General features: G+C 47.2%; 23 protein-coding genes. All 23 read right to left on the bottom strand.

All coding sequences use genetic code 11. From position 1 onward, the window contains the following. Positions 1-8 precede the first annotated feature (8 nt). Positions 9-878 carry a flagellar type III secretion system pore protein FliP gene (fliP, locus tag INR79_RS04950; protein ID WP_022600429.1) on the bottom strand — a complete coding sequence of 290 codons (870 nt, stop codon included), beginning with the start codon at positions 876-878 and terminating at the stop codon, positions 9-11. Then, on the bottom strand, positions 865-1,245 hold the full coding sequence (gene fliO / locus INR79_RS04945) for a flagellar biosynthetic protein FliO (RefSeq protein WP_004407864.1): 381 nt from the start codon (positions 1,243-1,245) through the stop codon (positions 865-867). The genes fliP and fliO overlap by 14 nt, the downstream gene beginning before the upstream one ends. 2 nt (positions 1,246-1,247) lie before the next feature. Beyond that, positions 1,248-1,655, bottom strand: a complete 408-nt coding sequence (gene fliN / locus INR79_RS04940) for a flagellar motor switch protein FliN (RefSeq protein WP_004407862.1) — start codon at positions 1,653-1,655, stop codon at positions 1,248-1,250. Between the two features lie 10 nt (positions 1,656-1,665). Further along, on the bottom strand, positions 1,666-2,745 hold the full coding sequence (fliM, locus tag INR79_RS04935; protein WP_004407860.1) for a flagellar motor switch protein FliM: 1,080 nt from the start codon (positions 2,743-2,745) through the stop codon (positions 1,666-1,668). 7 nt (positions 2,746-2,752) lie between these two features. Further along, positions 2,753-3,247, bottom strand: a complete 495-nt coding sequence (gene fliL, locus INR79_RS04930; protein ID WP_223096225.1) for a flagellar basal body-associated protein FliL — start codon at positions 3,245-3,247, stop codon at positions 2,753-2,755. A gap of 37 nt (positions 3,248-3,284) precedes the next feature. Further along, a complete protein-coding gene (locus INR79_RS04925) occupies positions 3,285-5,357 on the bottom strand; it encodes a flagellar hook-length control protein FliK (RefSeq protein ID WP_223096224.1) in 2,073 nt (690 codons plus the stop codon). Between the two features lie 136 nt (positions 5,358-5,493). Continuing rightward, the gene (gene fliJ / locus INR79_RS04920) at positions 5,494-5,937 is read right to left on the bottom strand and encodes a flagellar export protein FliJ (protein WP_223096223.1); all 444 of its coding nucleotides are present in this window, start codon (positions 5,935-5,937) and stop codon (positions 5,494-5,496) included. A gap of 14 nt (positions 5,938-5,951) precedes the next feature. Beyond that, positions 5,952-7,274, bottom strand: a complete 1,323-nt coding sequence (gene fliI / locus INR79_RS04915) for a flagellar protein export ATPase FliI (protein ID WP_004407850.1) — start codon at positions 7,272-7,274, stop codon at positions 5,952-5,954. Next, positions 7,274-8,074, bottom strand: coding sequence for a flagellar assembly protein FliH (gene fliH, locus INR79_RS04910; RefSeq protein ID WP_022589710.1), 801 nt, complete (start codon positions 8,072-8,074; stop codon positions 7,274-7,276). Before fliH ends, fliI begins: the two co-directional genes overlap by 1 nt. Positions 8,075-8,127: 53 nt before the next feature. Continuing rightward, on the bottom strand, positions 8,128-9,180 hold the full coding sequence (gene fliG, locus INR79_RS04905; protein ID WP_004407847.1) for a flagellar motor switch protein FliG: 1,053 nt from the start codon (positions 9,178-9,180) through the stop codon (positions 8,128-8,130). Further along, a complete protein-coding gene (fliF, locus tag INR79_RS04900) occupies positions 9,173-10,909 on the bottom strand; it encodes a flagellar basal-body MS-ring/collar protein FliF (protein ID WP_004407845.1) in 1,737 nt (578 codons plus the stop codon). The genes fliG and fliF overlap by 8 nt, the downstream gene beginning before the upstream one ends. 15 nt (positions 10,910-10,924) lie before the next feature. Continuing rightward, complete coding sequence (gene fliE, locus INR79_RS04895; RefSeq protein ID WP_004407843.1) at positions 10,925-11,236, bottom strand: flagellar hook-basal body complex protein FliE; 312 nt, start codon at positions 11,234-11,236, stop codon at positions 10,925-10,927. 99 nt (positions 11,237-11,335) lie between these two features. Further along, the gene (locus INR79_RS04890) at positions 11,336-12,751 is read right to left on the bottom strand and encodes a sigma-54-dependent transcriptional regulator (RefSeq protein ID WP_223096222.1); all 1,416 of its coding nucleotides are present in this window, start codon (positions 12,749-12,751) and stop codon (positions 11,336-11,338) included. Next, on the bottom strand, positions 12,751-13,791 hold the full coding sequence (locus tag INR79_RS04885; RefSeq protein ID WP_004407839.1) for a sensor histidine kinase: 1,041 nt from the start codon (positions 13,789-13,791) through the stop codon (positions 12,751-12,753). Before INR79_RS04885 ends, INR79_RS04890 begins: the two co-directional genes overlap by 1 nt. Before the next feature lie 119 nt (positions 13,792-13,910). Beyond that, positions 13,911-15,383, bottom strand: coding sequence for a sigma-54 dependent transcriptional regulator (locus INR79_RS04880; protein WP_223096221.1), 1,473 nt, complete (start codon positions 15,381-15,383; stop codon positions 13,911-13,913). A gap of 503 nt (positions 15,384-15,886) precedes the next feature. Then, the gene (gene fliS, locus INR79_RS04875; protein WP_004407832.1) at positions 15,887-16,297 is read right to left on the bottom strand and encodes a flagellar export chaperone FliS; all 411 of its coding nucleotides are present in this window, start codon (positions 16,295-16,297) and stop codon (positions 15,887-15,889) included. A 12-nt stretch (positions 16,298-16,309) separates the two neighbouring features. Then, on the bottom strand, positions 16,310-16,615 hold the full coding sequence (locus INR79_RS04870; protein WP_004407830.1) for a flagellar rod protein FlaI: 306 nt from the start codon (positions 16,613-16,615) through the stop codon (positions 16,310-16,312). A gap of 3 nt (positions 16,616-16,618) precedes the next feature. Continuing rightward, positions 16,619-18,493: a flagellar filament capping protein FliD gene (gene fliD / locus INR79_RS04865; RefSeq protein ID WP_004407828.1), complete on the bottom strand. Its 1,875-nt coding sequence runs from the start codon at positions 18,491-18,493 to the stop codon at positions 16,619-16,621. Positions 18,494-18,512: 19 nt separating this feature from the next. Next, on the bottom strand, positions 18,513-18,923 hold the full coding sequence (locus INR79_RS04860) for a flagellar protein FlaG (protein WP_004407825.1): 411 nt from the start codon (positions 18,921-18,923) through the stop codon (positions 18,513-18,515). Positions 18,924-18,999: 76 nt separating this feature from the next. Further along, positions 19,000-20,133, bottom strand: coding sequence for a flagellin (locus INR79_RS04855; protein WP_022589708.1), 1,134 nt, complete (start codon positions 20,131-20,133; stop codon positions 19,000-19,002). 442 nt (positions 20,134-20,575) lie between these two features. Continuing rightward, complete coding sequence (locus INR79_RS04850) at positions 20,576-21,706, bottom strand: flagellin (protein ID WP_004402869.1); 1,131 nt, start codon at positions 21,704-21,706, stop codon at positions 20,576-20,578. Between the two features lie 171 nt (positions 21,707-21,877). Next, positions 21,878-23,011, bottom strand: a complete 1,134-nt coding sequence (locus tag INR79_RS04845; RefSeq protein ID WP_022549964.1) for a flagellin — start codon at positions 23,009-23,011, stop codon at positions 21,878-21,880. Positions 23,012-23,968: 957 nt separating this feature from the next. Next, positions 23,969-25,102, bottom strand: a complete 1,134-nt coding sequence (locus INR79_RS04840) for a flagellin (RefSeq protein ID WP_022549963.1) — start codon at positions 25,100-25,102, stop codon at positions 23,969-23,971. Positions 25,103-25,497: the final 395 nt, after the last annotated feature.

Below are 25,497 nucleotides of genomic sequence, written 5' to 3'. Positions count from 1 at the left end.
CTTCTCCCCTATATCGCAAAGCTGCCCGCGAGCGTGGACAATATCAGGTTCCAACCGTCCACCAGCACGAATAACATCAGTTTAAATGGCAACGAAACAATCATAGGTGACAGCATCATCATACCCATTGCCATCAGAACCGATGCCACAACCAGGTCGATGACCAAAAACGGCAAAAAGAGCATGAAACCAATCTGGAAAGCGGTTTTCAGCTCTGAAGTAATGAATGCTGGAATCAGGATACTCATCGGAACATCTTCCGGTCTGTCTACCTGCGCACCTGCGATATTCACAAATGTTTCCAGATCATTCACCCGAGTTTGCTGCAACATGAAGTCTTTCATTGGAGCCTGAGCCAGCGTAAAGGCATCACGCGCCGTCACTTGCTCATTAATGTATGGCTGAATGGCTTCTTGATTCACTCTATCGATAACAGGCGACATGATGAAAAAGGTCAGGAAAATGGCGATACCAATAATGACCTGATTCGATGGAGTTTGCTGAAGACCTAGTGCCTGACGCAATATCGACATAACCACGACGATTCGCGTAAAAGACGTCATCAAAATAACCATCGCAGGCAAAAAGCCCAGCAAGGTCATTAATGCCAGAATCTGCAGGTTGATGGAATAGTCTTCCGACCCATCAGGATTAGTCGTGACAGTGATGGCAGGAATACCACTTCCCGGAGCGCCGCCAGCAATGAAAGCGCTAGATGACGACGTACCACTCTGACTTTCGGAAACCGCGATACTTTCAGCCCCTACTGAATTAGCAGGGACGGTCGTCGCAAGTTCTTCCTGCGCCCAAAGACTGCTTGATTGACATAAAAACAGAAACGCTGCCAATAGGGCAGCGACAAAATTATTTCTTTTCATCTTTTTTCAATAACTGACTCAGTTGCTGGGCAAATTGCGCAGGTACTGGCTCGGCATCCTCTATCGGTTTTTCGAGCTTGGACACCAGGTTAATCGAATGCTGAGTGATTCCAACAAGGAATTGCTCTTCCCCTGCCTGAACAATCACAAGACGCTCTTTGGTGCCAACAGGTAACTGACGAACCACCTTAAGCCCGTCCTGCCCCATCATACTGGGTAAACGCATTCGTTTGAGTGCCCAGGCTAAGATAAAGATGATGGCTATAACAAACAGCAGAGAACCGAATGTGGCCGCCATATCCAGCTGACTGGCACTGGAAGCAAACGCAGGAAAAGGCATAACTAGCCAGCCAACAGACTTTTTCATGGTTACCTTAGTTTCTTAATTCGTTCTGTCTGGCTGATTACGTCGGTCAATCGAATACCGAACTTATCGTTCACCACGACCACTTCACCGTGTGCGATCAAAGTACCATTTACCAGTACATCTAACGATTCACCAGCAACCCGGTCCAGTTCCACAACCGACCCCTGGTTGAGTTGCAACAGGTTACGAATGCTGATTTGTGAACGCCCGACTTCCATCGAGATGGTAACAGGGATGTCCATGATGGTGTCGAGTTTACGACGCTCATCTTCGGAAATAGGTGATGGTTCATCAGACAGTTCTTCAAGAGGAGCCGCCTCAATATCGTCACCACCGCCAGCGGCTAACGGGTCTTCACCTAACGCGGCTGCCCATTCGTCTGCCAGTTTCTGGTCTTCATTTGGATCCATACTCAATCACCTATTCATTTGTTTCTTGCGACAGCAATTCAATTTCGTCATCGCTATCAAGTTCAGATTCCATGTCGTTACCAAGGAATACCAAATCGGATTTAACCACATCAGGTCGTTTGATTTTTTCAGAGACCTGCACCGCCAGTTTATCGCCAGAGCGTCCCATTTTAACTCGGTAGGTTGGCAGTTCTTCAACGAACATGGTGGCATTTTCTGGCATTTCGATAGGTATGACGTCACCGGGTCTCAGTTCCATCAGATCTCGTAGCGAAATGTCCTTCTCCAGTAAATTCACTCGGAAGTTGACTGGTACATCCATGATTTCTTCTTTCAGCGCCGAACTCCAACGAACGTCGGTTTCCATCTTGTCGGACTGAACACCGGCATCGAGAAGCTCACGAATGGGTTCGACCATGGAGTAAGGCATTACCACGTGGAAGTCACCACCGCCGCCATCAACTTCAATATGGAAGCTGCTCACCACGATCACTTCCGTCGGGCTTACGATGTTTGCCATGCTTGGGTTTACTTCAGAATCCAGATACTCGAATTCCACACCCATCACAGGCGACCACGCTTCCTGATAGTCAGCGAACACGATTTTAAGCAACAACTGGATAATTCGGCGTTCGGTTGGGGTAAATTCACGACCCTCAATTCGGGCGTGGAATCGACCGTCTCCCCCGAAAAAGTTTTCCACCAAGATGAAAACCAGCCGAGCTTCCATGGTAATCAGCGCCGTACCTTTTAAGGGTCTGAAGCGCACCATGTTTAAACTGGTTGGTACGTACAGAGTGTTTTGGTATTCGCCAAATTTCACCATCTGTACACCGTTGATAGACACCTCTGCGGTTTTTCGCAGCATATTGAACAGACTTATTCGCAAATGCCGGGCAAAGCGCTCGTTAATAAGCTCCAGGGTCGGCATTCGACCACGAACAATCCTGTCCTGAGATGAGAAGTCATAGTCGCTGGTATTTTCGGCTCCCGCCCCACCAGCGTCTAAATCATCATCATCCCCGTCATCTACATCGTCTACGCCATGCAGTAACGCGTCTATCTCATCTTGGCTTAATAAGTCTGTCACAAGGTACCTATTGCATTACGAAGTCGGTAAACAGCACTTTTTCAATCACTGGCTGACCTACCAACTGAGTTAAAGCCGCTTTGATGTCATCGGTGGCCTGTTCACGTAACTGGACTCGTCCAGTTGGCGTACGCAGCTGCTCAGACGTGGCAACACCAAACGTGGCCAGCAAGGTGCTTTCAATCAGAGGAGTATGGTGTTTCGCCATTCCCTCATTGTCACCACCGCGAACCATGATTTGAACTTTTATCTGAACCAGCCTGTCCCTTTTGTCTCCCGCTACGTTGAAAACAAAGGGTTGAGGAATGTTAACGTATGAAGCAGGCTCATTGGTGATAACCACCTCTTCTTCAACAACCGCTGATTCCTCTTCTGGAGAAGAACCCATCAGGAAGAACGCTGCACCACCACCGCCGGCTAATAACACCACAACTGCGATGATAATGATCAGGAGTTTACTTTTACCTTTGGGTGCTTCTGCTTCTTGATTTTCTTCAGCCATAAACGTCTCAGTTTAGTTAAGTGGTTAAGTTATAATGTTAAGCGTAAAAACTGATTCCATCACGGTTTGGTTTCACATCAACGTTAACTTCGAGCGATTCGTCACCCTCTGAGCCCGATTCGCCACTTAAGCCGCCGTCGCCATTCCCCTTACCGGAACCTTGTCCCGCAACATACTGACTTTGTTGCTGTTGTCCTGCATTTTGCTGCTGAACGGACGTATCTGCAAGCTGTAAACCTTGTTGAGACAACATTTCTCTCAATCTGGGCATTGCTTGTTCAACGATATCTCGGGTTTGTTGGTTAGCGACGGTAAATTGTACGGAAGCAATGTCGTTGTTCATGGTCATGCGAATTTGCATTCGACCTAATTCAGGCGGATCTAATCGAATGTCCACGTTTTTCAGGTTTTTGGACATCATCATCTGCACACGCTCTGCCAGTTGATCACCGGCAGCACTGCCATCACGCGACAACTGAAGTGGTGATTGCTGCACGGATGCTGCAGCCTGAGCATCTGCCTTAGCCTGGGCTCCAGTTAGACCTTGTGTTGCAGCGACACCAGCCAGTTGCTGGGAGAAATCTGATTTTTCACCACCCGGTTGCTCATTCCCTTTTGACAGTTTTGTCGCTCCGAATATCGCTGCACTGCTGGCAGCAGACGCAGCGGCAGCGTTACTTGCCTGTGTTGCCGCTCCGGCAGTCATGGTTTGGGCAGCAACCTGCTGGTTCATTGCGGCTGCTGTTAATTCCTGAGGCATTACCTGAGTTGCGGCGGCAGCCGCCATTTTATCGGCAGGTAATGGAGCGGTTGTGGGATTTGTCAGATGTGCGGTTAGAGCCGCACTGGATGCCATTTTCGCGCTAGTCGCCGCTTCAGACGTTCCTTTCACTGCCTGAAGCTCTGCTTTACCCATTTCGGAGGATGAGGTAGCCCACATAGGCTCGGCGAATTGCACATCAGCCTGTTCTGCTGCCGTGAGCGGCTGACCTTCAAATCCTGTCCCATTAACGGCTTGCGTAGCGGATACACCCGCTCCGACTGCGGCAGCTTCCGTGCCTTTCAAAGGCATTGCCTTACCATCTTTAAACGTTGTGGCTAACTGGGTTTCTTGATCAACGGTTGTGTTCTGTAAATTCCCCTGAGACCAGTCAATTTGAGCGTCTTTGGGTGCATGAGTCGCATGTTTGATGTCAGAGCTGCCGTCTTGAGCAGCTATCATCGCAGCGCCCGCCCCTACGACACCTGCCGATGCCAAGGCAGCTTCAACTTCCGCCAATTCTTGAGCATTCATCTTACTGGTATCAATCTCTGAAGGTATTGGGGTTTGGCTTGCATTAACCGATTGAGAAGCTGCGATTGCACCTCCGGCAAGTATTGCAGCCTGATTACCAGAATCATCGGACGCAACGGCTTCTCCATCGCTAGGAATATCGGATTCTGTAATCAGAGCCGAAGTCGCCCCAGCGGACACCCCCTGAGCAGGCGTCATTTCATTAGTAGATGATTGTAAATACTTAGCTTTGGCTTCAGAAATAGCCTGCTCACTGACCTCGCCTTTCGATAATTGGCTCGCAACGACGGCGCCTGCTGCAGCCTGTGGCAATGGATTGCCTTCGTTATCTAGTGATGGACCTTGATTTGGTTTAACCTCAGCGGATTTTGTCTGGAGTGTTTTATTGGCTTCATCCAGTCTTCCAAGCAGTTGATTTCCCTCTGTCATTGCCTGGTCAACGTTCTGTTTCTTCGCGTTTTTTGTGCCGGTGCTTTCGCTTACAGCCTCTTCCTCAGCCGACAGCAGTTGGTCAACAGATTCTTCTCCTTCTGTTGCTCCTGCCGTTCCAGCGACAACTTTTGCCGTGTCACCTATTTCTGCCTCAGCTTCGCCTTCACCTTTTACGCTAGCTGACTTACTGCCTTCTTCAACCTCTTCCGCCGCTGCTTTTTTAACGCTCTCGGTTGATTCCGATTCAGACGAAAACACAGACTTTAGCGCACTCAGAAAACCACCTGATTCACTTTCTTCTTTAGAATCAGCAGATTGAGTAGACTTTCCGAATAAGAAGGACTTGCTTCCTGATTCGTTCACTGACAGAGGATTTTGGCTCATAAACACACTCTCAAAGCATTGATCACACCTTTGTGACCAATCGCATAACGATTAACAGACGACTTCACGCGATTCAATTCAGTCTCTATATTTCAGAAAGTTTGCAAGAAGTGAGCCAATTTGAATATATATCGGACTAAAACGAACGTTTGTTACGAGCGAACTGCAAAGTAGAAAATTCATCCATTTGTCTTTGCTCGATTTTTTCTTGCTGGATACGTTTGTTGTTGGCTTTTTTCTCAATCATCCATTCATAAGAACGGCGATTCTTGCGCTGATCCAGCCAATGCTCTTCGCAATTGGTTACTTGAGTAACAAAGTGCTCTTCTGCGGCTTTTTGTTTCGCTAAGGTTTCATCTAACTGAGTTAAAAAGCGGTTAAGGTGACCATATTGGCTAGCCGTTAACCCACCTTTTCCTCTCTCAACTAACTGATTGCAGTAGTCCAGACGGTACTTTTCAATCTGTTCTACCTGCTTGTAATAGTCATCGAGCTCCGCACGCGCTTTGTTCAGAGCCAGCACTGCCTGTGACTCTTTTTCTTTCGCTTGATCGAGCAAAAATTCCAGCGCGTTTTCCACCTAAGTTCCTCTGACTATGACGGTTGCAATATGTTACGCAGCATGTTCACGCACATATCGTATGGTACCGCTTCACCCATACCTTGTTGGGAATACTCGTCCAGTTTAGGTTTGAGCGTAAATGCGGTATCGATTGCCGGATCGGTTCCTGGTTTATAAGCCCCGATGGACACCAAATCCTGATTCTTACGGCATACAGACAGCACCTGACGAACGGCTTTTGCCATCATCATATGTTCATCAGTGGTGATTTGAGGCATAACACGACTAACCGATTTTTCCACATCTATTGCGGGATAATGACCTGCGTCCGCAAGCTCACGGGAAAGTACGATGTGACCATCCAAAATGGCTCGCGAAGCATCTGCGATCGGATCTTGAAGATCATCCCCTTCGGTCAATACGGTAAAGAATGCGGTAATCGAACCCTGATTTTCATCGCCGTTACCTGCACGTTCAACCAACGCTGGTAACTTGGCAAATACCGAAGGTGGGTAACCTTTGGTTGCTGGTGGCTCACCGACCGATAATGCAATCTCACGCTGTGCCTGAGCAAAGCGCGTCAACGAATCCATCAGAAGCAGTACGTCCAGCCCTTGATCGCGGAAATATTCTGCGATGGTCAAGGCAGTCTGGCAGCCCTTTAAACGCATCAAAGGGGAAGAATCCGCAGGTGCTGCGACCACTACCGAACGTTGCCGACCTTCTTTACCCAATATCTCTTCAATGAATTCTTTAACTTCTCGTCCACGCTCACCGATAAGTCCAACCACGACAACCTGCGCCGTGGTTCCTCGGGTCATCATGCCTAGGGTGACCGATTTACCTACACCTGAACCGGCAAAAAGCCCGATACGCTGACCTTTACCTACCGTTAGCAGTCCGTTAACGGCTTTTAGCCCCACATCCAGAGGCTCAGAAATCGGCTTTCTCGCCAATGGGTTAATCGGCTGACCAGTAAATGACGCTTTCTTTTCTGTGTAGATGTCGCCAAGCCCATCGAGCGGATTACCAACACCATCTATCACTCGACCAAGCAGTTCCATACCGACCGGAAGACCGCTGTCACTGGTGATTGGTGTTACTTTTGCTCCCGGCAGTACACCCGTAATCTGCTCACTGGGCATAAGATAAAGATTGTCGCCAGAAAACCCGACCACTTCAGCTTCCATTTCACCACTAAGTGTTTCGACTTTACAGAGGCTACCTATTGGCGCTTTACATCCTGTAGCTTCAAGCGTTAAACCAACTACTCTCACCAACTTGCCAGAAGCAATGGCTTTGGTTGTTAAACCCTGAATTTTGTAGTTGGAAAGTCTTTCTTCAAGCGCCAGCATCAGAGTTGCTCCTGATGACGATTGACGCCACAAAACGACTGGATAACAGAACGAATTCGCTCTTCCATTTTGAAGCTTACGCTGGATTCACCCGCTTCGATATGAACATCACCCCTGTTAAGAGACGGCTCGCTAGAAAGCGTCCAGCTACGATTCTGAAGTTCCTCTTCTCCGTATGACGCCTGCACAATGGTTAAGTCTTCAGGATTCAGTTTAATGGTAATGGCGTGACCCGCGATCGGCAGAGCTTCAACGCTCTGACGCACTGTATCCAAAATCACCTGCGGGTTAGTCTGCACTTCAACGTGAACGACCTCTTTCACCATAGTGAGAACCATGTCCACCAGCTGTTTTTCTACCTGAGCGTTCATCAGTTCCAGAGGCTGGGCGAATTGACTAGCAAGTGTCATAAAGTGGTTCACTTGCTCTTGAATATAGGACTGACCGGCTTCAACACCTTCCTGCTTACCCTGTTCCGTCCCTTCCTGGTGACCAGCAGTAAACCCTTCTTCTTTTCCTTTTTCGAACCCTTCCTGATAGCCAGCTTCTTGCCCCTGGGCTAAACCTTCCTGATAGGCGGATTGTTTGATTGCTTCGATCTGTTCTTCGGTCAGCTCAACGGGCTCTTCGGCTTCTGGGGTTTCGAAGTTAGGCATCCAGGATGGGTCATAATTCAGCGCCGTTTCTTTAGCATTGGCGGCGGCATCCCCGGTGTAGTCCGGCAGCCCCCAGGTTTCAGCATCCTGGATCATGTCATCTTCTTCGGGTCTTAAAAATCCGCGTTTACGTTCTAATGACATCACACTACCTATTTGAAATGATCAAGCAGCGCTCACTGTAGGAGCGCCTGAGGTTATAGGAATTCGTCTGCGCCACCACCCAACATGATCTCGCCGTTGTCGGCAAGTCGGCGGGCAATCGCCAGAATTTCTTTCTGAGCGGCTTCCACATCGGAAACTTTGACTGGAGCCATGGCTTCCATATCGTCGCGCATCATCTCTGCGGCACGTTTTGACATGTTCTTGAATACTTTCTCGCGCAAACCATCGTCGGCACCTTTTAGTGCACGTTGAAGCACATCTTGAGGGATATCGCGCAGCAATTTCTGGATACCAGAGTCGTCCACTTCCATCAGGTTTTCGAACACGAACATCAGATCCTGAATCTGAGTTGCCATGTCTTCGTCCTGTTCGCGGATTTGATCCATCAGGATGCCTTCCATGCTGTTATCCATGAAGTTCATGATTTCGGCGGCAGCCTTAGTACCACCAATCTTCGCAGCTTGGGCACCAGCCTGACCTGCGAACTGTTTCTCCATGATTTCGTTCAGCTCTGCCAATGCAGATGGCTGAACTTCTTCAAGGTTGGCAATACGCATCACCAAATCCAATCGGTCACGTTCTGCAAACTGAGTCAGAATTTCAGCCGACTGATCTGCTTCTAAGTAAGACAATACAATGGTTTGAATCTGTGGGTGCTCGTTAATGATGATGCTCGCAACCTGACGAGGATCCATCCACTTCAGTGAATCCAGACCTTTCGAACCGGTACCCAGAAGAATCTGATCCACCAGGTTGTTGGCTTTGTCTTCACCCAGAGCGGCAACAAGAGCATTACGCATGAAGTCTTCGCTGCCCATACCAATGTTGGTGTATTTCTGAATGTCTTCGAGAAATGCTCTGTGAACAACACTGACCTTGTCTGAGTTCAGATCTGCCGCTCGCGCCATTGCACTACCAACACGCTGTACCTGCTTAGGTTCCAGATGTCGGATAATGCCAGCAGCATCAGATTCACTTAAGCTCAATAGCAATATTGCTGCTCTTTCCTCACCCGGAATCGAGCCAATATCGATCTCTGAACCTTTCTCGCCACCGTCTTCTGTTGTTGCAACGTCGTTAGCCATCTGCCACCCAATTCTTCACTACTTGTGCTGCCAGTTCTGGTTCGTTTGCTACCAGTGCACGCACAGCTTTTAACACATCTTCGTCTTTATGCAGGTTAGGTAAATCAATACCGGATCCAAACTCAAACGAGTCGCCTGCATCGATGTCGCTACCAATCAAACTGGTATCGCCATCCGCCGATAGTGGAAGTCCATCGGCACCAAATTCTGAATCCTCGTCTTCTTCCGAATGAGGGTTGATAAGTTTCTTCATCGCCGGACGAACCAAAATCAGAATGATTGCGATGATAACCAGAGCACTTGCCAGCCAGCGAATCCAGTCGTTGAAGTTCGGGTGCTCCCAGATTGGCACATCCAAGGCAACTTCGGCTTCAGGCTCTGCAAATTTAACACTGAGAACGTTCAGCAAGTCGCCACGCACTTCATTGAAACCAACCGCACCCACCAAGACACTTCTGATGGCATCAATTTCTGCCTGAGCAAGAGGTTGATAGGTCACATCACCTGTTTCAGCGTTAACAATAGGCTTATGGCGAATGGCAACGGAAACAGTCTGACGATTAATCACACCAGTCTGACGACGTTCATGGCTAATGGTGGTGTCCAGCTCAAAGTTACGTGTCGCTTCTTTGTGTACTGAGCCTTGCCCCATCAGGGAGCCATCTTTCATCTGCTTCACATCTTGTGGAATAGACGCATCGGCAGGAGGCTGGTTAGACAGCGCACCCGGTACACCTGCGACCACATTACCGTTGTTGTAGTCTTCTAGGGTGTATTCACTTCGGGTGGCTGGAGTATTTGGGTCAAAACGTTTACGAGTCTGCTCTACCGCGCTGAAATCCAGTTCAATGTCTACCTGAGAGGTGTAATTGCCGATACCTAAAATCGGGATAAGAACTGAGTCAATTTTTTCACGCAATGCCTGCTCTTGTTTTCTCTCCAACTCATGTTCTTTACGACGCGCTGTCGCCATAGGGTCTTGTGAGCCAGAGCTGAGTAATCTTCCGTGCTGGTCAGTAACGGTTACACGGGTAGGTTTCATGCCCGGTACGGCGCTCGATACCATATCGACAATCGAATCAACTTCTTCTTGTTTGAGCGAGTTGCCTGTTGCCAGCGTCAAAAATACGGTGGCAGAAGCTTCCTGATTATGGCGAACAAACACGCTTTGTTTTGGCAATGCCAATAAAACCTGAGCTTTACGCACCTGACGCATTTGCTCAATGGCTTTGCCTAGCTGTCTTTCACGGCTTAATTTCAGGCGCTCCTGCTCCAAGCGCTGAGAAACGCCGAAGCCCATGTCCTGAAGAAGAATGTCGTCACCTGCTGGATCGGGTTGATTCAGTCCAGCGCGGGTCATATTCAGTTTGATGTTGCTGTATTCACTGACAGGCACACGAATGGTGTTGCCATCTAGCTTATAGTCAATTTTCTGTTGATCGAGATAATCAAGAACTGGAATCAGCTCTTCGGTTTCATAAGAACCTAGTGGGCGAAGCTCCGGCTCTCGTACCCAAAAGAACACCATTACAATCAATGCTACACATATCGAAATCGCGACAACCAAAACCACCTGACGCAACAGGTCAAGATCACCCATTGACATATCAAACTTCGAGGAGCTTTGCTCATCTAAGTCTAGGTTTTGACTCTCGTTATCCAGGTCACTTCCTACGGCAACTGCGCCACCATCGGATACTGCGAGATCTGTCGATTTATCTTCAGCCACTTGTCACTACCTGCTTTATACCGGCATGTTCATCAGCTCTTTATAAGCTTCTACCAGTTTATTTCTTACTTGAATGGTCGCGTCGAATGCCACACTTGATTTGTTTCTTGCAATCATTACGTCAGATAGAGAAACGTTTGGATCGCCTTGGTCAAAACGGGTGGCTAAATTGCCTGACTGCTTTTGCAGCGCATTGACGTTATTGATGGCGTTATCTAACAGAGCGCCGAAATCAGCGGACACCTGCGATCCTGTTGCAGGTTGAGTGGAGTTTGCTGCTTCAAGCATCATTGCTTGCATTTCCTGATTCATTCCACTGATTTTCATTGTTCACCTCTGTCGTCAATATTCTGACTTAATACTTCTGTCTTATCCTTGACGCTGCAATTAGTATGCCACTAGTCGAAAACGCAAGTATGACGTTTATCAGTTAGGGATTTCAATACCTGCATCGCGCATTTTGGCAAGCTTGTATCGCAATGTACGGGGACTGATGCCTAACTTTTCAGCCATCTCTTTCCGTCGCCCATTACATTCTGCCAAAGTATCCAAAATAATAGCGTATTCTTGCTCTCGCAGCTCAGAACCTAGACCATCCGCAGTCGCTCCCATGGATTTCGTGATCACGTTATCAGGTTCAGCAATTGGCTTAACAGTTGGAGTGGCAACTTCACCAGTTTCTACTACCGCCTGAAGACTATTTGCGTCTTCCCAGTCCACGCCTTCCAGCAAAATGTGCTCAGCATCGATATCGCCTTGTTCACTTAAGATAAGCGCACGCTGAATCACGTTATCCAGCTCACGAACGTTACCTGGCCAAGGATAAGAAACAAGCTTGCTCAGTGCTGAAGGGGATACATCGGGAACAGGCATACCTAATTTCTTGCAATGACGCTCCGCCAAATGTTTGGCAAGAGGCTCAATGTCGCCCTGACGCTGGTGCAGAGGTGGCCATGCGATTGGGAACACATTCAGTCGGTAGTATAGGTCTTCACGGAAGTTACCTTCGGCAACGTATTGTTTGAGGTCACGGTTACTGGTTGCCAGAACGCGAACGTCTAATTTAATGCTCTTACGGCTACCGAGGCGCTCCACTTCGCGCTCCTGTAGCACACGAAGTAACTTGGCTTGAAGGTTCAGATCCATCTCACTGATTTCATCAAGTAGGATAGTACCACCCTGTGCCTGTTCAAATTTACCCGGGCACGCCTGTACTGCGCCGGTAAATGCCCCTTTTTCATAACCGAATAGGGTTGCTTCGAGCATGTTGTCTGGAATGGCGGCACAGTTGATGGCGACAAAAGGACCATCGCTACGTTGAGAGGCATTGTGGATGTAACGAGACATCACTTCTTTACCTGAACCACTTGGACCCAACACCATGACATTGGCGTCGGTTTTTGCCACTTTGTCGGCAAGTGCGAGCAGCTTGAGGCTTTTTTCATCCGCGACAACCGCGTCACCTTCATCATCGCTTTTGACAGGTGCATAGCGGCTTACCATGTTCAACAGAACTTCTGGGGCGAAAGGCTTAGCCATGTAATCGATCGCGCCTTCTTTCATGGCAGCAACCGCGTCTTCAATATTGGCGTAAGCCGTCATAAGAAGAACAGGAAGATTTGGCCAGTGCTGTTTGATATTACGAAGCAGCGCCAATCCGCCCATGCCTGCCATCTGTACATCGGAGATGACGATATCGACTTCTTCCGATTTCAGTATGATCAACGCCTGCTCAGCGCAATCGGCTTCTACCCACTCGTAACCTGCTAAAGCAAGCGTATCCACTAGGGCTTCGCGTAGACCTTCATCATCTTCTACAATCAGTACTTTGCTTTGAGCCATTATTCTTCTCCAGAGTTTGTTGTTGCAAGGGGCAGACAGACAGTGAAACAAGCACCGTCTCCCGGCTCTGAAATCAGTTCTAACCTTCCTTCATGGGCACGACAGACCATTTGTACTACCGCAAGACCAAGACCCGTTCCTTGTGAACGAGTCGTGAAGAAAGGTTCCATAATCTTTTGTTGTAATTCAGCCGGAACACCGGGACCGCTGTCCTGAACCGAGATTTTCAATTCGTTGTTAACGACGCGGAAATACACATCAATTTGTGAGCCCTTACCTGAGATTTGAATGGCGTTAATCACCAGATTACTCAGTGCCGATGCAACGGCGTTGGCATTCCCCATCAAAGTCGCGTCTGGGTTTTCCATTTCCAGATGGTAGTCGATAGCGTTGGTTTTGATCGCGGTTTCAACCATCGGCTGGAATTCGTTACGCAAATCTTCAGGCGTAAATGGCTTCACGACTTTGTTATCACCGCCTTTAGCGAATAGCAGCATGTCGTTCACCTGCTTTTCCAGATCGTGCAACCTGTCGACGAGTTTCGTCTGGAATCGCTCACGAGTTGGGGCCGGTAGGTTAGGCGCACCCAAGTTAGAAGCGTACAACATCGCGCTTGATAGTGGCGTTCTGACCTGATGGGCAAGAGAGGCAACCATACGACCAAGCGAAGACAGACGCTGCAAGTCACTGACACGTGCTTGCAGCAATCGGGTTTCGGTTAAGTCGGTAATCAGAATTAATTGACCAGTCTGTGATGCTGAGATGGCAAGACGCACTTTGCGACCGTTTCTAAGAGAGATTTCATGACCATCATCTTCACGAGGTGCAAACGCCGCCTGAATCACTTCGAACCATTTCTGACCAACAAGAGGCACTTCCAACAGCTTTTGCGCTTCAGGATTGGCTTCGCAAACATTACCTTGCGTATCAAGCAAGATAACGCCAGCGGGCATTACGTCCAATACCTGCTTATAACGCGCAACCTGATCTTCCAGGCTTCCTAGCGTTGGGGCACTTTCTTGTAATTCTGATGGTGTCATGACAGGATTCCGACTAAAAACAACAATAGCCTGTTATGCATTATGCATGCCAGGCTATTATTCATTTAAAATCAAAAAGTTAATCACATAAGACTGTGTCAATTGATTGACTAAGACGCTTATCGGTTGAGGTTGTACTTTCTCATTTTCTCAACGAGCGTAGTACGTCGCATACCAAGCATATCCGCTGCACGGGCCACAACCCCGCCTTGCGCTTCCAGCGCCTGGCTGATCATGTTCACCTCAACGTCTGCTAACAACTCTTTCAGGTTCACGCCTTCTGGAGGAAGCTCCTGTGGGCTGTTGGCGTTTTCTTCCATCTCCAGAGAGCCATCTCCAAAATTGAAATCTTCAGAGAAAATGTCGGAAAGCACGTCGCGTTCCTGTTCTTCAATCGATTTGCTTGAAGAGACATTTTCTGGCTGGAATTCAGGAATGTCGCTGTAACGATACTTGGTCGGTAAGTGGTTGACATCAACCAGACTGTTCGGGAAAAGAATGACCATACGTTCAACCAGATTCGCTAGCTCACGCACGTTACCTGGCCAGTCATGCTCCATCAGTGAGTTGATGGCACGCGGAGTAAAGCAGATTGGCATGCCACCTTCCGCTTCCATTCGTGTCAGCAGCTCTTTTAAAAGCAGTGGAATATCTTCTTTACGCTCTTTAAGAGCTGGCATGTCGATTGGGAATACGTTCAGTCGATAGAATAGATCTTCGCGAAACTTCTCTTCCTCAATCATCTGCTCCAGATTTCGGTGGGTAGCCGCAACAACGCGAACGTCTGCTTTGATGGTGCTGTTGCCGCCCACTCGCTCAAAGCAGCGCTCCTGAAGTACACGTAACAGCTTCACCTGCATCGACATTGGCATGTCGCCAATCTCATCGAGAAAAAGCGTTCCACCTTCTGACAATTCGAACCGACCTTTACGGGCTGTGATGGCACCTGTAAAGGCACCTTTTTCATGACCAAAAAGCTCACTCTCAAGCAACTCGGGAGGAATTGCACCACAGTTAATCGGTACAAAAGGACCGTTGCGTCTTGGAGAATGGTAATGAATGTTTCGAGCAACCACCTCTTTACCTGTCCCGGATTCACCCAGAATAAGTACATTCGCCTCAGTCGCAGACACCTGTTCAATTAGGTGGCGAACATCACGTATTCCTTGGCTCTGCCCCACCAGACTGCGGAATAATGTGTTCTTACGACTCGCGGAAGGCAGTGGTCCGCCTTTGCGACCAAGAAATTCCTGGCAGTGTCGAAGTGCATCGCTGAGTTGAGGGTAATTGAGCGGTTGTTCCAGCTCACCAACGTAATGAGGAAATTCCTCTACGGAGATTTGGTTCGTGCTCAATGAAAGAAGTGGGATTTGATTCGATTGTTGAAGTAGCTTGGTAAGAGGCGCGACCTGAGACTTTTGGCTTACAGAGCCTAATATACATCCGGCCCAAGTTGCGTTCCAATCAACGCTGTCTAATTCATCTGAGCTGACAACGTTGCAGTGCTCACCGATGAATTCAAGAATAATGCTTAAATTGTGTTTAACCTGCTGGTCATCTTCAATAACCAACAATTGTGCCAAGCCTTGCATAGAAATAAGAGTTTGCCTTTAGAATTTAATCATTATCGTACATACCTAGACCCTGCAACTTTGTTTCATTTGCGAATTAAGTGTGCAATTTTTATCGGGCTAAGAAAGCAGCAAAAACAAATAAAGCCATTAAAAGAGGTAGGCTCTAATAATGACTCTATTCTATGCGATAAAAAAAATAAGGCAACCAAGCACTTTGCGGATGTGAGTTTTGTTCTAAAACATCCTAAGTATCTATACCCAAATGACCTCAAGATGTAGGATTCAGAGCCTCATATTCTGTTTCAATTCAAGGAAAAGAATGCAGCGGAATGACGTGTCCTTTCCAAGTTCTTTGACGATGAAGTGGGACAGAATATGGGCTCCCAAGGGCGAGTTTAACTGGCTTTCATACTGCGTTACCGATTCTTGATTTAGACCCACTAGATCTTCAAATCGGTGTCTTGTCTGAAGAGCCAGTTAATTCTCGCTGAACCAAGCATCTTGAGGTTATTTGGGTATACTCATTGACCGATTTCTGCGGAGGTCAGATTATGAAACTCTGCGGGTATCTGATCCCATGCTGATTTAATCTCACGGATGATATCAATCACATCATCAATCGGCTTGGGTTCGTTACTTTGGTTTGCCATCGTGATTTGAGAAATCATGAATTCGTATAGCTGATCCAGGTTCTTTGCGATGTCACCACCGTCGTCCATGGATAAACAAGAACGCAGTGCGATGATGATATCTAGCGCCTTACCCAAACGTTCGCCTTTAATGGCGATATTTCCCTGCTGCATTGCAGCCTTACCTTGGATCAGTCGCTCTATCGCACCAGCCATCAACATCTGGATGATCTTGTGCGGAGAGGCCGCAGACAATTGACTGTCTACTGAAACCTTTTTGTAAGCCTGTAAAGAACCTCGCATGGTAATCCTCTCTTATAAAAACTTCTTATAAAGCTGAACAGACTTGCTTCCGTGTCGGACTTTTTTCAAGTGTTCAGCAATCTTATTTGTATTCGCCTGCATCAGTAACACAATTTTCTGTGTCCTCTCCACTGCTCGTTGCCACTCTTCTTTATCAACGAGGTCAGGCGATTTTTCAAACTCGTGCAAAACACTTTGCAACAACAGTTCTCTTTTATCGACGGCTTCAGCAATTTCTTCAGCATTAATTTCATCTTTTTCTAAAAAAGATAATAGTCGTCGATCTAGCTCACTCAAGTCTGTCAAGTAATTGGACATACATTAACCGAATGCATTCATCATGCCAGAAAGTTGTGCTTGCATCTTACTGGTGGCTTCCTGCATGGCAGAAAACTTATCATGTGTACGTTTCTCAAGAGAATCCATACGGCGGTCCAGCTGAACTTGCTGATCGTTAAGTCGATAATTTTGCTCGTATAAACTCTTTTCACGTGACCGTATTGAGCCCGTTACACCCGTCATTGAGTGAATGGCATCTTCTACTTTTTTGGCAAAGCCGTCGTTGCCACCAAAAAATTCACCTAATTTAGTGAAGTTCTTATTGAGTTGGCGGTCAAGCATATCGTAATTCACTTCTAAAGTACCCTGACGAGTCGTGGTAATACCGAACTCCGTCAACGTTTTTAGATCTTCGGGTGCCCCCTTGATGGCGGTAGTGAACACGGATTTTAAGCGTGATTCTGCACTTCGAACGATACTGTCACCTGATAATGGTCCAGAGACACCAGATGAAGGGTCTGCACCCGCTAATTCTTTAGTTAAACCGTAAAATTGATTATAAGAATCAACGAATTGAAGAATATCGTTTCGAACTCGCTCGCGGTCATAGTCGATACCAATTTCGGTTTGTTTCTTAGAATCTGACACGCCTTTAAGGGTCAGATCTACACCATCAATAGCATTTTCAATGACGTTGTTATCACTGCTCAGTTGCGCAATGCCGTCGAGCACGACCATGGAGTCCTGCCCTTTTTGCAGCTCATTCATACCGCTGTAGCCATTAAAAGCTCGTTGAGCAGCATCTATTCGAGCCTGGGCATCTTTAAGCTCTTGTTCACGCTGGGCTTTGGCGTTTTCCATTAACATGGCATCGCGCTCTTTAACCGTGACGTAAGAATCGGTCAGAGTACCAGATGCGGTAGGTGACCAGCCTGGGATATCTGGCGCTTTTTCACGGGCTTTATCATCAAGCCCGTCAGTTCCTGGGTCATAGGAACTAAGAAGGGTACCTGAAGCCGCTTCCGAGAAGCCGGGAATGGTATCTTCCGGCTTGGGTGGCGCTTGTTCTACGCCATCAATAATGACCGGCTCTTCAATGCCCGGCAGGTTGACGACATAAACAGGTAATGCACCATCAGGATTCTTTGGTTTGCCTTCTAGGGCTTCTTCAATTTCCTGTGGTGAGTATTTTCTCTCCAGAGCGGCAACATCTTGCCCGTCTGCAGTTAAAATAGGGGTACTTTGGAGCTTTAGAAGTGCCGCCTGCGCTTGTTCCAGATCGGTCATCCGGTCTTCAAGCGTTTTGTATTCAAGGGATTCTAAAGGATTAATAGGATCGGACGAATTGGCCGACACGTAGATTTGATTATCTTTGCCCGTTTTCTCGGAGGCTAAAATAAGGCGCTGACCATCAACATCGTTGATGATGGCAGCGCGTACACCGGGATTGCCGGTAGCTGCATTGATGCTTTTTACGACATCAATGAGCTTGGCATTTTGTTTTACTTCAACAGTAAATTCCCTGTTTCCTAAACGGATCTGCAGCTCACCAGTTCCAAAGCGGGTTTTCTCATCCACAATGTTAGAACCTAGCTTATGGTTCTGAGCAAGCTGCACCACATCGACAGCATATTTGCCTGCGATTGCGTCCGTTGTGGCTGTAGCTGAAACTACTTCTTCGTCGGAGGACTCTACCGAACGAACGGCGAAAGCCTTATCCTGACGAAACTGAGCCATCAGTGCCTTCATGGAATCCAGTGATTCTCTGAGCCGCCCATAGGCGCTAATATTGGTCTCAACTTTGGATCGCTCAGTATCGATACGTTGCTGTTTAGGCACACGCTCGGCATCGACCACTTTGCTCACCATAGAGTTGATGTCCATACCAGACATGCCACCCATTGGGTTTACACTCATTCTCTCACCTTCAAACCTATCACACCTTTTCCACGATTAATCCGGAGGAATTGGAGGCTAGGCGCCTTAAAATTTCAAGCATCTCTTCGCTTGGAATCTGTTTGATGATATCGCCTGTATCCGCATCGAATACAGTGACAACACGTCTCCCAGACTCGTCATCGAATTTAAAAGATAATCCTTTATTGAGTGAAGAAATGAAATCATTTACTTCATCAATCCGTTTCTCCAGCTCGGCTGCGTTAATCTTAGTACGCTCTTCCGAAAAAGACTGCGCAGATTCGTTCTGGATGACGTCTCTTGGATCTACCTCTTTTATTTCCGCTCGTTTTTGCGCATTAGCACTGGATGCATCTTCAGCTGTAGAAGCAATCTTCGTGCCACTACCATAAGAAGGCTGGGAAATCGATGTGTAGGATGATATGTCCATAACGATCTCACCTCCACCTTGATAGCGTACATCAGGTTACCCCAATGCATTGCTCTTACACAGAAGTATACCAGATTTAACCCAACAAACTCAGTGCCGCGGATGGTGACTGTTTTGCCTGAGCCAGGATAGACGTACTAGCCTGTTCCAGGATTTGAGACTTCGTCAATTGAGTCGTCTCTTTCGCAAAATCAGTGTCGCGTATGCGACTCATCGATGCGTTCACGTTTTCGTTAATGCTATCTAAGTTACTGATAGCGTGGTCAAATCGGCTTTGGAATGCACCAAGCTCTGCGCGCTTACTGTCGACACTTGTTAGTGCACCGTCAATGACGGCCACGGCTTGTTGAGAACCTGCAACCGTTGTTACGTCAATATCATTGACCGCAACATCTTCTGCCGTTCCCATGCTCAGTTCTCCGGCTAACCCGCCGCTGAACGTCACATCGCCATCTACTTTTTGGTTGTGAGCAAATACGCCCAACTCACCATTGTCGCCTACGTAAGCTTTCAGGTAGTCCTGCTGACCATTAATGTAAGTTGCAACTTCTTCAATATCGTCGCCGGCCAGAGCGTTGATAGTGATGTTTTGCGCGTTACCCTCTGAGTCTGTAAACGCAAAGGTCAGGTCATTGGACCCGCTCTCCACCACCCAGTTACCGTCTTTCGCATTGGCAGCTGTGTAGTTTTTACCGGCCATACCTTCATGGTCGGAACGAACGTTACCCATTTTCAACAATACCGCTTCACCGGAACTGGCACCAATCTGAAAAGACTGAGTACCATAAGTGCCGTTCAGCAACTTGTTGCCACCGAAGGAAGTGGTTTCAGCAATACGATTCAATTCATCGTTTAGGGCTGCGACTTCTTCCTGGATCGCAACTCGCTCTGAGCGACTGTTGGAACCGTTAGACGATTGAAGTGCAAGGTCTCTCATACGTTGAAGGATGTTAGTACTTTCCTTCATCGCACCTTCCGCCGTTTGAGCTATCGAAATACCGTCATTTGCATTTCGCACCGCCACGTCTAAACCGCGACTTTGTGAATCCAAACGATTCGATATTTGAAGCCCAGCGGCATCATCTCTCGCGCTATTAACACGGTATCCCGATGATAAACGCTCCATTGATCTGTTCATGTCGGACGCAGCGTTGTTCAGGTTACGCTGGGCCGTCATAGCAGACACATTAGTGTTTACTGATATTGCCATAGTTAGATCTCCTTTGACATTAAGGATGATGGCGTCGCGTCTCTCACCTCGCTAAACCATCTCATTTCTCGCATTCCTTTTAACGGCGGATCCATTAAGTTCTTTAGGGAAAAACTCAGATTTTTTCGGATTTTTTTATGAGGGAGAGCAGGAAATACAAGAACCGTATGCTGATCAGTAAGTTAACGAAAACGAGTATTTACTCATTAGCTCAAACTGGCTTCTAAAGAAGGGAGAAACATGCCAAAGCTAAAGCACTCTGGTTTGTGTGTTAAAACGCGCTCTAAGGGCACACAGGGTGTTTTATCGACTCATCAATAGAGATAACTAGATGCGATTCAATAAGGGAAACTAGAGTCGTAGCGAGAGGATTTGCGATAGCTGACCATTTCAAGTGTTTTCGTTAAACACTTAGTGTTTTTAAATGAGGTTTTTTTCTGAATTAGTGAAGCAGATTGGTTGCTGCGGAAGGCAGTTGGTTTGCCTGAGCAATGATAGCGTTAGACGCTTGCTGCAAGATTTTCGATTTGGTAAGACTCGTCGCTTCTTTAGCGAAATCGGCATCTCTAAGTTGCCCCTTGGAATCATTCACATTAATGCTCATGTTGCCCAGGTTAGAGATACCACTTTCGAATCTATTGTGAATTGCGCCCAGCTGGCCACGCTGGCTATCGACGTAGGTCAAAGACGCATCCAGCACCGCGATTGCTTGCTGTGCGCCTCCTACCGTACTGATGTTGAGAGAGTCGACGGTAAGTTGACCTTGTTTCGATAGTGCAAGTTCTGAGGCAAGACTGCCACTAAACGTGAGATCAGATTTAACATCATGATTCGGCGCGAACAGTTGAAGTTGTCCGTTCTCGTTTACTGAAGCGCTGATCTCGTCCGTTTGCCCGTTAATGTAAGTCGCTAACTCTTCGATGTTATCACCAGATTTAGCTTCTATTTGTACATTCACAGTTTGGTTTGCGACATCCTGGAACTGGATATTCAATTGATTGGTTGCATCAGTGACTGTCCAGTTACTGTCTTTTCCATTTTGTGCTAGGTAGCTGTCTCCTCCCATGCGCTCCGAATCAGTGCGCATATCCGTTAGCGAAACCATAATGGCATCGGTGTTCGGTCCTATATGGAACGACTTGGTTCCATATGTACCGTTAATCAGTTTTTCGCCGCCAAAGCTGGTGGTTTCAGCAATTCTGTTCAGCTCGTCGTTGAGAGAAGACACTTCGTGTTGTAGTGCCTGACGATCTGCATCGCTGTTGTTACCGTTGGCTGACTGGATGGATAAATCTCGCATTCTCAGCATGATGTTGGTTGTTTCGTCTAACGAGCTTTCCGCTGTTTCAACGATGGACATACCATCATTTGCATTTCGAATTGCTACATCTATCCCGCGAGTTTGTACATGGAGTCTATTGGCAATCTGCAGACCAGCTGCGTCATCTTTTGCCGTGTTGATTCTAGAGCCTGAAGATAAACGTTCCAGTGATGTACTTGCGTTGCTCATAACACCTTTAAGTTGGTGTCTGGTTGCCATTGCAGATACGTTGGTGTTAACCGTTAATGCCACTGAAATGCTCCTGAAAAATCTTAAGGTTCCGTCTCATTCCACTACAAGGTAAACCTTGCCAGAGCGTTGGGTCTGACGATTCAATCGTGAACGGTAAACCGTCTTAACCCAGTGGAGTGCCAGGTGGCTGCAACACAACCAACCACCCAGACCGCCCTTAAACTTCAAGAATTAGCCCAGCAGCATTAACGCTGAATTTGGAGATTGCTTTGCCTGAGCTAATACCGAGGTAGATGCTTGTTGCAGAATCTGAGACTTAGTCATCGCAGTAGTTTCTTTCGCGAAGTCTGTGTCTTTGATTCGGCTCTGAGACGCGTTCACGTTCTCATTGATGTTATCTAAGTTGCTGATTGCGTGGTCGAATCGGTTCTGGAATGCACCCAGCTCTGCTCGATGGCTGTCAACGTATTGAAGCGCGGCATCCACGACTGCTACAGATTGTTGCGCACCGGATACGTTTCTTACGTCGATATCGCTTACGGTTGTTGCCTGAGCTGCGCCCATTGCCAGCTCACCACCAAGTGCACCACCGAAGGTTACTGCACCGTCGATTTTGTTGTTGTCAGCAAAAACTTGCAGAACACCGTCATCACCTACAGAGGCTTTAACTTGATCCGTTTGACCATTGATGTATGTCGCCACTTCTTCAATATCATCGCCCGCTTTCGCATTAATGGTCAGGTTTTGAGCCACACCGTCTTTGTCGGTGAATGCGATGGTCAGGTCAGATGCTGCTGCATCAACTGTCCAGTCTGCGCCTTTCGCGTTTGCAGCCTGGTAGCTTTGTCCGCCCATTGCAGCTTCATCAGAACGCATGCTCTTAAGACCCAGCATGACCGCTTCACCGCTGTCTGCACCAATCTGGAATGAAGCGTTGCCGAATGTTCCGTTTAGAAGCTTGTTACCACCGAATGAAGTGGTTTCAGCGATACGGTTCAATTCGTCGTTCAACGCTGTGATTTCTTCCTGAATCGCAACACGGTCAGACTTACTGTTTGAACCGTTAGCAGATTGCAGCGATAGGTCTCGCATACGTTGAAGAATGTTTGTCGTTTCTTTCATCGCCCCTTCAGCTGTTTGTGCAATCGAAATACCGTCGTTAGCATTTCGTACTGCCACATCCAAACCGCGGCTTTGAACATTTAAGCGGTTAGAGATTTGCAGACCCGCTGCATCATCTTTAGCGCTGTTGATTTTGTAACCAGATGATAGACGTTCCATCGATGTGGTTAAGTCACTTGCTGCATTGCCTAGGTGACGCTGTGCTGTCATCGCAGATACGTTAGTGTTTACTGTCATACTCATGGTGATTTCTCCCATTGATTTTCCGTTAAGGGCGGCTTCCGACGTCTCGGAAAACCAACTAGTTCTCTCAAAGTCATAAATTGTATCGACTTACTATTTATATTCTTTAGTTTTTTTTGGATAAAAATTTAAAATATATGGTTTTAGATATTATTTTTTATTCAAAAGCATATAGTTAGGTATTAATTTAACTTTTTCTTTTATATACATGCAGTTATAAATTAATAAAATACAATTTAAATGAAATATTAAAGGCGTGACCAGACCCTACCTGAATGGCAGTAAAGGAGATAGGAGGCGCTATGGTTTAATAAAAAACCATTATCAAGATACTGAAATGAATCACCGATTATCGAATGCTATGGAAAGGCTTTGTCTAATTATTCTTGGATATTCAGATACCACTCTGATACACCAGACGTACAGCCTCAGCTGCCGCGGTACCATCGTGTATAAGTTCTGAAATCCAACAAGTAGATAGATCTGTGCCATCTCTAAAACAGTGTGAACGGATACAAATACGCTTGAGAAAAATGCATGAACTAAAATTTTCTTCAGTACATTTTTACGTAATTTGCATGTCCTCCTTACTGTTTCGCATCGTTGGGTACTGGATCGAAAGGTAGATACAAGGAACGGTTAACACGGATAAAGTCTAATTTCGCTTGTACGCGTTTAGATGGATCTGTGCTAGTTGTTCTCCCTATCTGTTCCTAAAGATCGTTACCGATATATATTTGGTGCTTCGTTTCAATACTCCTCTGTACGAATTGTTCTTCTGATATGGGAAAGTCCCTATCAGGCTACGGTTTAATCACTCAAACCGTTTTGCTGTTATGGCTGTTCAACCAGAACAGCAAAGCGGTCTGTACCCATGCTTTCTTGAACTCGCTCCTCTCTAAAGAGAGGCGGGAAGGGACGTCATGGGCGTGCGCCCCTCCCCGCGAGAGAGTCGGTTTAGCCCAGCAGACTCATTGCTGCGTTTGGCGCTTGCTTCGCCTGGGCCAGAATCGAGGTGGATGCCTGTTGCAGGATCTGCGCTTTGGTCATCGACGTTGTCTCAGAAGCAAAATCGGTGTCTTTGATTCGGCTCTTCGACGCGTTCACGTTCTCGTTAATGTTGTCTAAGTTACTGATGGCGTGTCCGAATCGGTTCTGGAATGCACCAAGCTCTGCTCGGTGGCTGTCCACGTATTTCAGTGCACTATCCACTATCGCAACGGATTCCTGAGCACCCGCCACAGACGTCACATCAATGGTGTCGACTGTAACGTTCTGACCTGGGTTAAACGCCAGCTCACCTGCCAGTGCACCACCGAAAGTGACATCACCTGTAACTTTGTTGTTCCCTGCGAAGACTTGTAATTTACCGCCTTCACCCACCGATGCTTTCACCAGGTCTGTCTGACCATTGATGTAAGTCGCCAGCTCTTCGATGTCGTCCCCTGCTTTGGCACTGATGTTCAGTGTTTGCGGGTCGCCGAAGCTGTCAGTTAGTGTGATGGTCAGGTCCGTCGCGGCATCTGGTACTGTCCAGTCTTTGTCTTTGCCGTTCGCTGCCTGGTAGCTCTTACCCCCCATCAGGGCGTTATCACTACGCATGTCTTTCAGGGTAAGCATGACCGCTTCACCATTGTCTGCACCGATTTGGAATGCCGCTGTACCGTAAGTCCCGTTCAATAGTCGGTTACCACCAAAGGATGTGGTTTCTGCGATACGGTTCAATTCGTCATTCAGTGCGGTCACCTCTTCCTGAATCGCGATACGTTCGGCTTTGGAGTTAGAGCCGTTCGCGGATTGCAGGGACAGGTCACGCATACGTTGCAGGATATTTGTGGTTTCGTTCATCGCACCTTCGGCTGTCTGAGCAATCGAAATACCGTCGTTGGCATTTCGTACCGCTACATCCAGACCGCGGCTCTGTACGTTAAGACGGTTGGAGATCTGAAGACCTGCTGCGTCGTCTTTCGCGCTGTTGATTTTGAAACCGGATGACAAGCGCTCCATAGATAGGTTTAGGTCACTTGCTGCGTTGTTTAGGTGACGCTGCGCTGTCATTGCTGATACGTTGGTGTTTACAGTCATGCCCATGATGTAATTCTCCAGTTGAAATTTTTGTAACTAAGGACTCTCGCTCATTTTGCGTGAATCCTTTCCTCTCTCTGTACTTTCTATAACGGCTCAATTTTGATTTTCTTTAGGCAAAAATTAGCCAAAAAATGAAAAAATAAACCTCAAAAACACAAATCAAATTCTAATCACAAAAACAAACAATAAAGTAAGAATTATGCTCAAGATAATTGGCAGAAAGCCGATAAAAATCGCCCTATTCATCATGAGTACTTTTATTCTTGAAAATTGAGGATTGCGTTAAGCAGATCCGTTTTGCTGTTTCGGCTGTTCAACCAGAACAGCAAAGCGGTCTGTACCCATGCTTTCTTGAACTCGCTCCTCTCTAAAGAGAGGCGGGAAGGGACGTCATGGGC

This window comes from Vibrio sp. SCSIO 43132 (assembly GCF_019904195.1).
Lineage (GTDB): Bacteria > Pseudomonadota > Gammaproteobacteria > Enterobacterales > Vibrionaceae > Vibrio > Vibrio nigripulchritudo.
Note: the sequence above shows the minus strand (reverse complement) of the source record. Positions and strands in the feature narration are given on the sequence as shown.

Excerpts from the sequence above, each read along its gene's own strand:
- fliP (WP_022600429.1), bottom strand. The coding sequence starts at position 878 with ATGAAAAGAAATAATTTTGTCGCTGCCCTATTGGCAGCGTTTCTGTTT.
- fliO (WP_004407864.1), bottom strand. The coding sequence starts at position 1,245 with ATGAAAAAGTCTGTTGGCTGGCTAGTTATGCCTTTTCCTGCGTTTGCT.
- fliN (WP_004407862.1), bottom strand. The coding sequence starts at position 1,655 with ATGGATCCAAATGAAGACCAGAAACTGGCAGACGAATGGGCAGCCGCG.
- fliL (WP_223096225.1), bottom strand. The coding sequence starts at position 3,247 with ATGGCTGAAGAAAATCAAGAAGCAGAAGCACCCAAAGGTAAAAGTAAA.
- INR79_RS04925 (WP_223096224.1), bottom strand. The coding sequence starts at position 5,357 with ATGAGCCAAAATCCTCTGTCAGTGAACGAATCAGGAAGCAAGTCCTTC.
- fliI (WP_004407850.1), bottom strand. The coding sequence starts at position 7,274 with ATGCTGGCGCTTGAAGAAAGACTTTCCAACTACAAAATTCAGGGTTTA.
- fliH (WP_022589710.1), bottom strand. The coding sequence starts at position 8,074 with ATGTCATTAGAACGTAAACGCGGATTTTTAAGACCCGAAGAAGATGAC.
- fliG (WP_004407847.1), bottom strand. The coding sequence starts at position 9,180 with ATGGCTAACGACGTTGCAACAACAGAAGACGGTGGCGAGAAAGGTTCA.
- fliE (WP_004407843.1), bottom strand. The coding sequence starts at position 11,236 with ATGAAAATCAGTGGAATGAATCAGGAAATGCAAGCAATGATGCTTGAA.
- INR79_RS04890 (WP_223096222.1), bottom strand. The coding sequence starts at position 12,751 with ATGGCTCAAAGCAAAGTACTGATTGTAGAAGATGATGAAGGTCTACGC.
- INR79_RS04885 (WP_004407839.1), bottom strand. The coding sequence starts at position 13,791 with ATGACACCATCAGAATTACAAGAAAGTGCCCCAACGCTAGGAAGCCTG.
- INR79_RS04880 (WP_223096221.1), bottom strand. The coding sequence starts at position 15,383 with ATGCAAGGCTTGGCACAATTGTTGGTTATTGAAGATGACCAGCAGGTT.
- fliS (WP_004407832.1), bottom strand. The coding sequence starts at position 16,297 with ATGCGAGGTTCTTTACAGGCTTACAAAAAGGTTTCAGTAGACAGTCAA.
- INR79_RS04870 (WP_004407830.1), bottom strand. The coding sequence starts at position 16,615 with ATGTCCAATTACTTGACAGACTTGAGTGAGCTAGATCGACGACTATTA.
- fliD (WP_004407828.1), bottom strand. The coding sequence starts at position 18,493 with ATGAGTGTAAACCCAATGGGTGGCATGTCTGGTATGGACATCAACTCT.
- INR79_RS04860 (WP_004407825.1), bottom strand. The coding sequence starts at position 18,923 with ATGGACATATCATCCTACACATCGATTTCCCAGCCTTCTTATGGTAGT.
- INR79_RS04855 (WP_022589708.1), bottom strand. The coding sequence starts at position 20,133 with ATGGCAATATCAGTAAACACTAATGTGTCTGCTATGACGGCCCAGCGT.
- INR79_RS04845 (WP_022549964.1), bottom strand. The coding sequence starts at position 23,011 with ATGAGTATGACAGTAAACACTAACGTATCTGCGATGACAGCACAGCGT.
- INR79_RS04840 (WP_022549963.1), bottom strand. The coding sequence starts at position 25,102 with ATGGGCATGACTGTAAACACCAACGTATCAGCAATGACAGCGCAGCGT.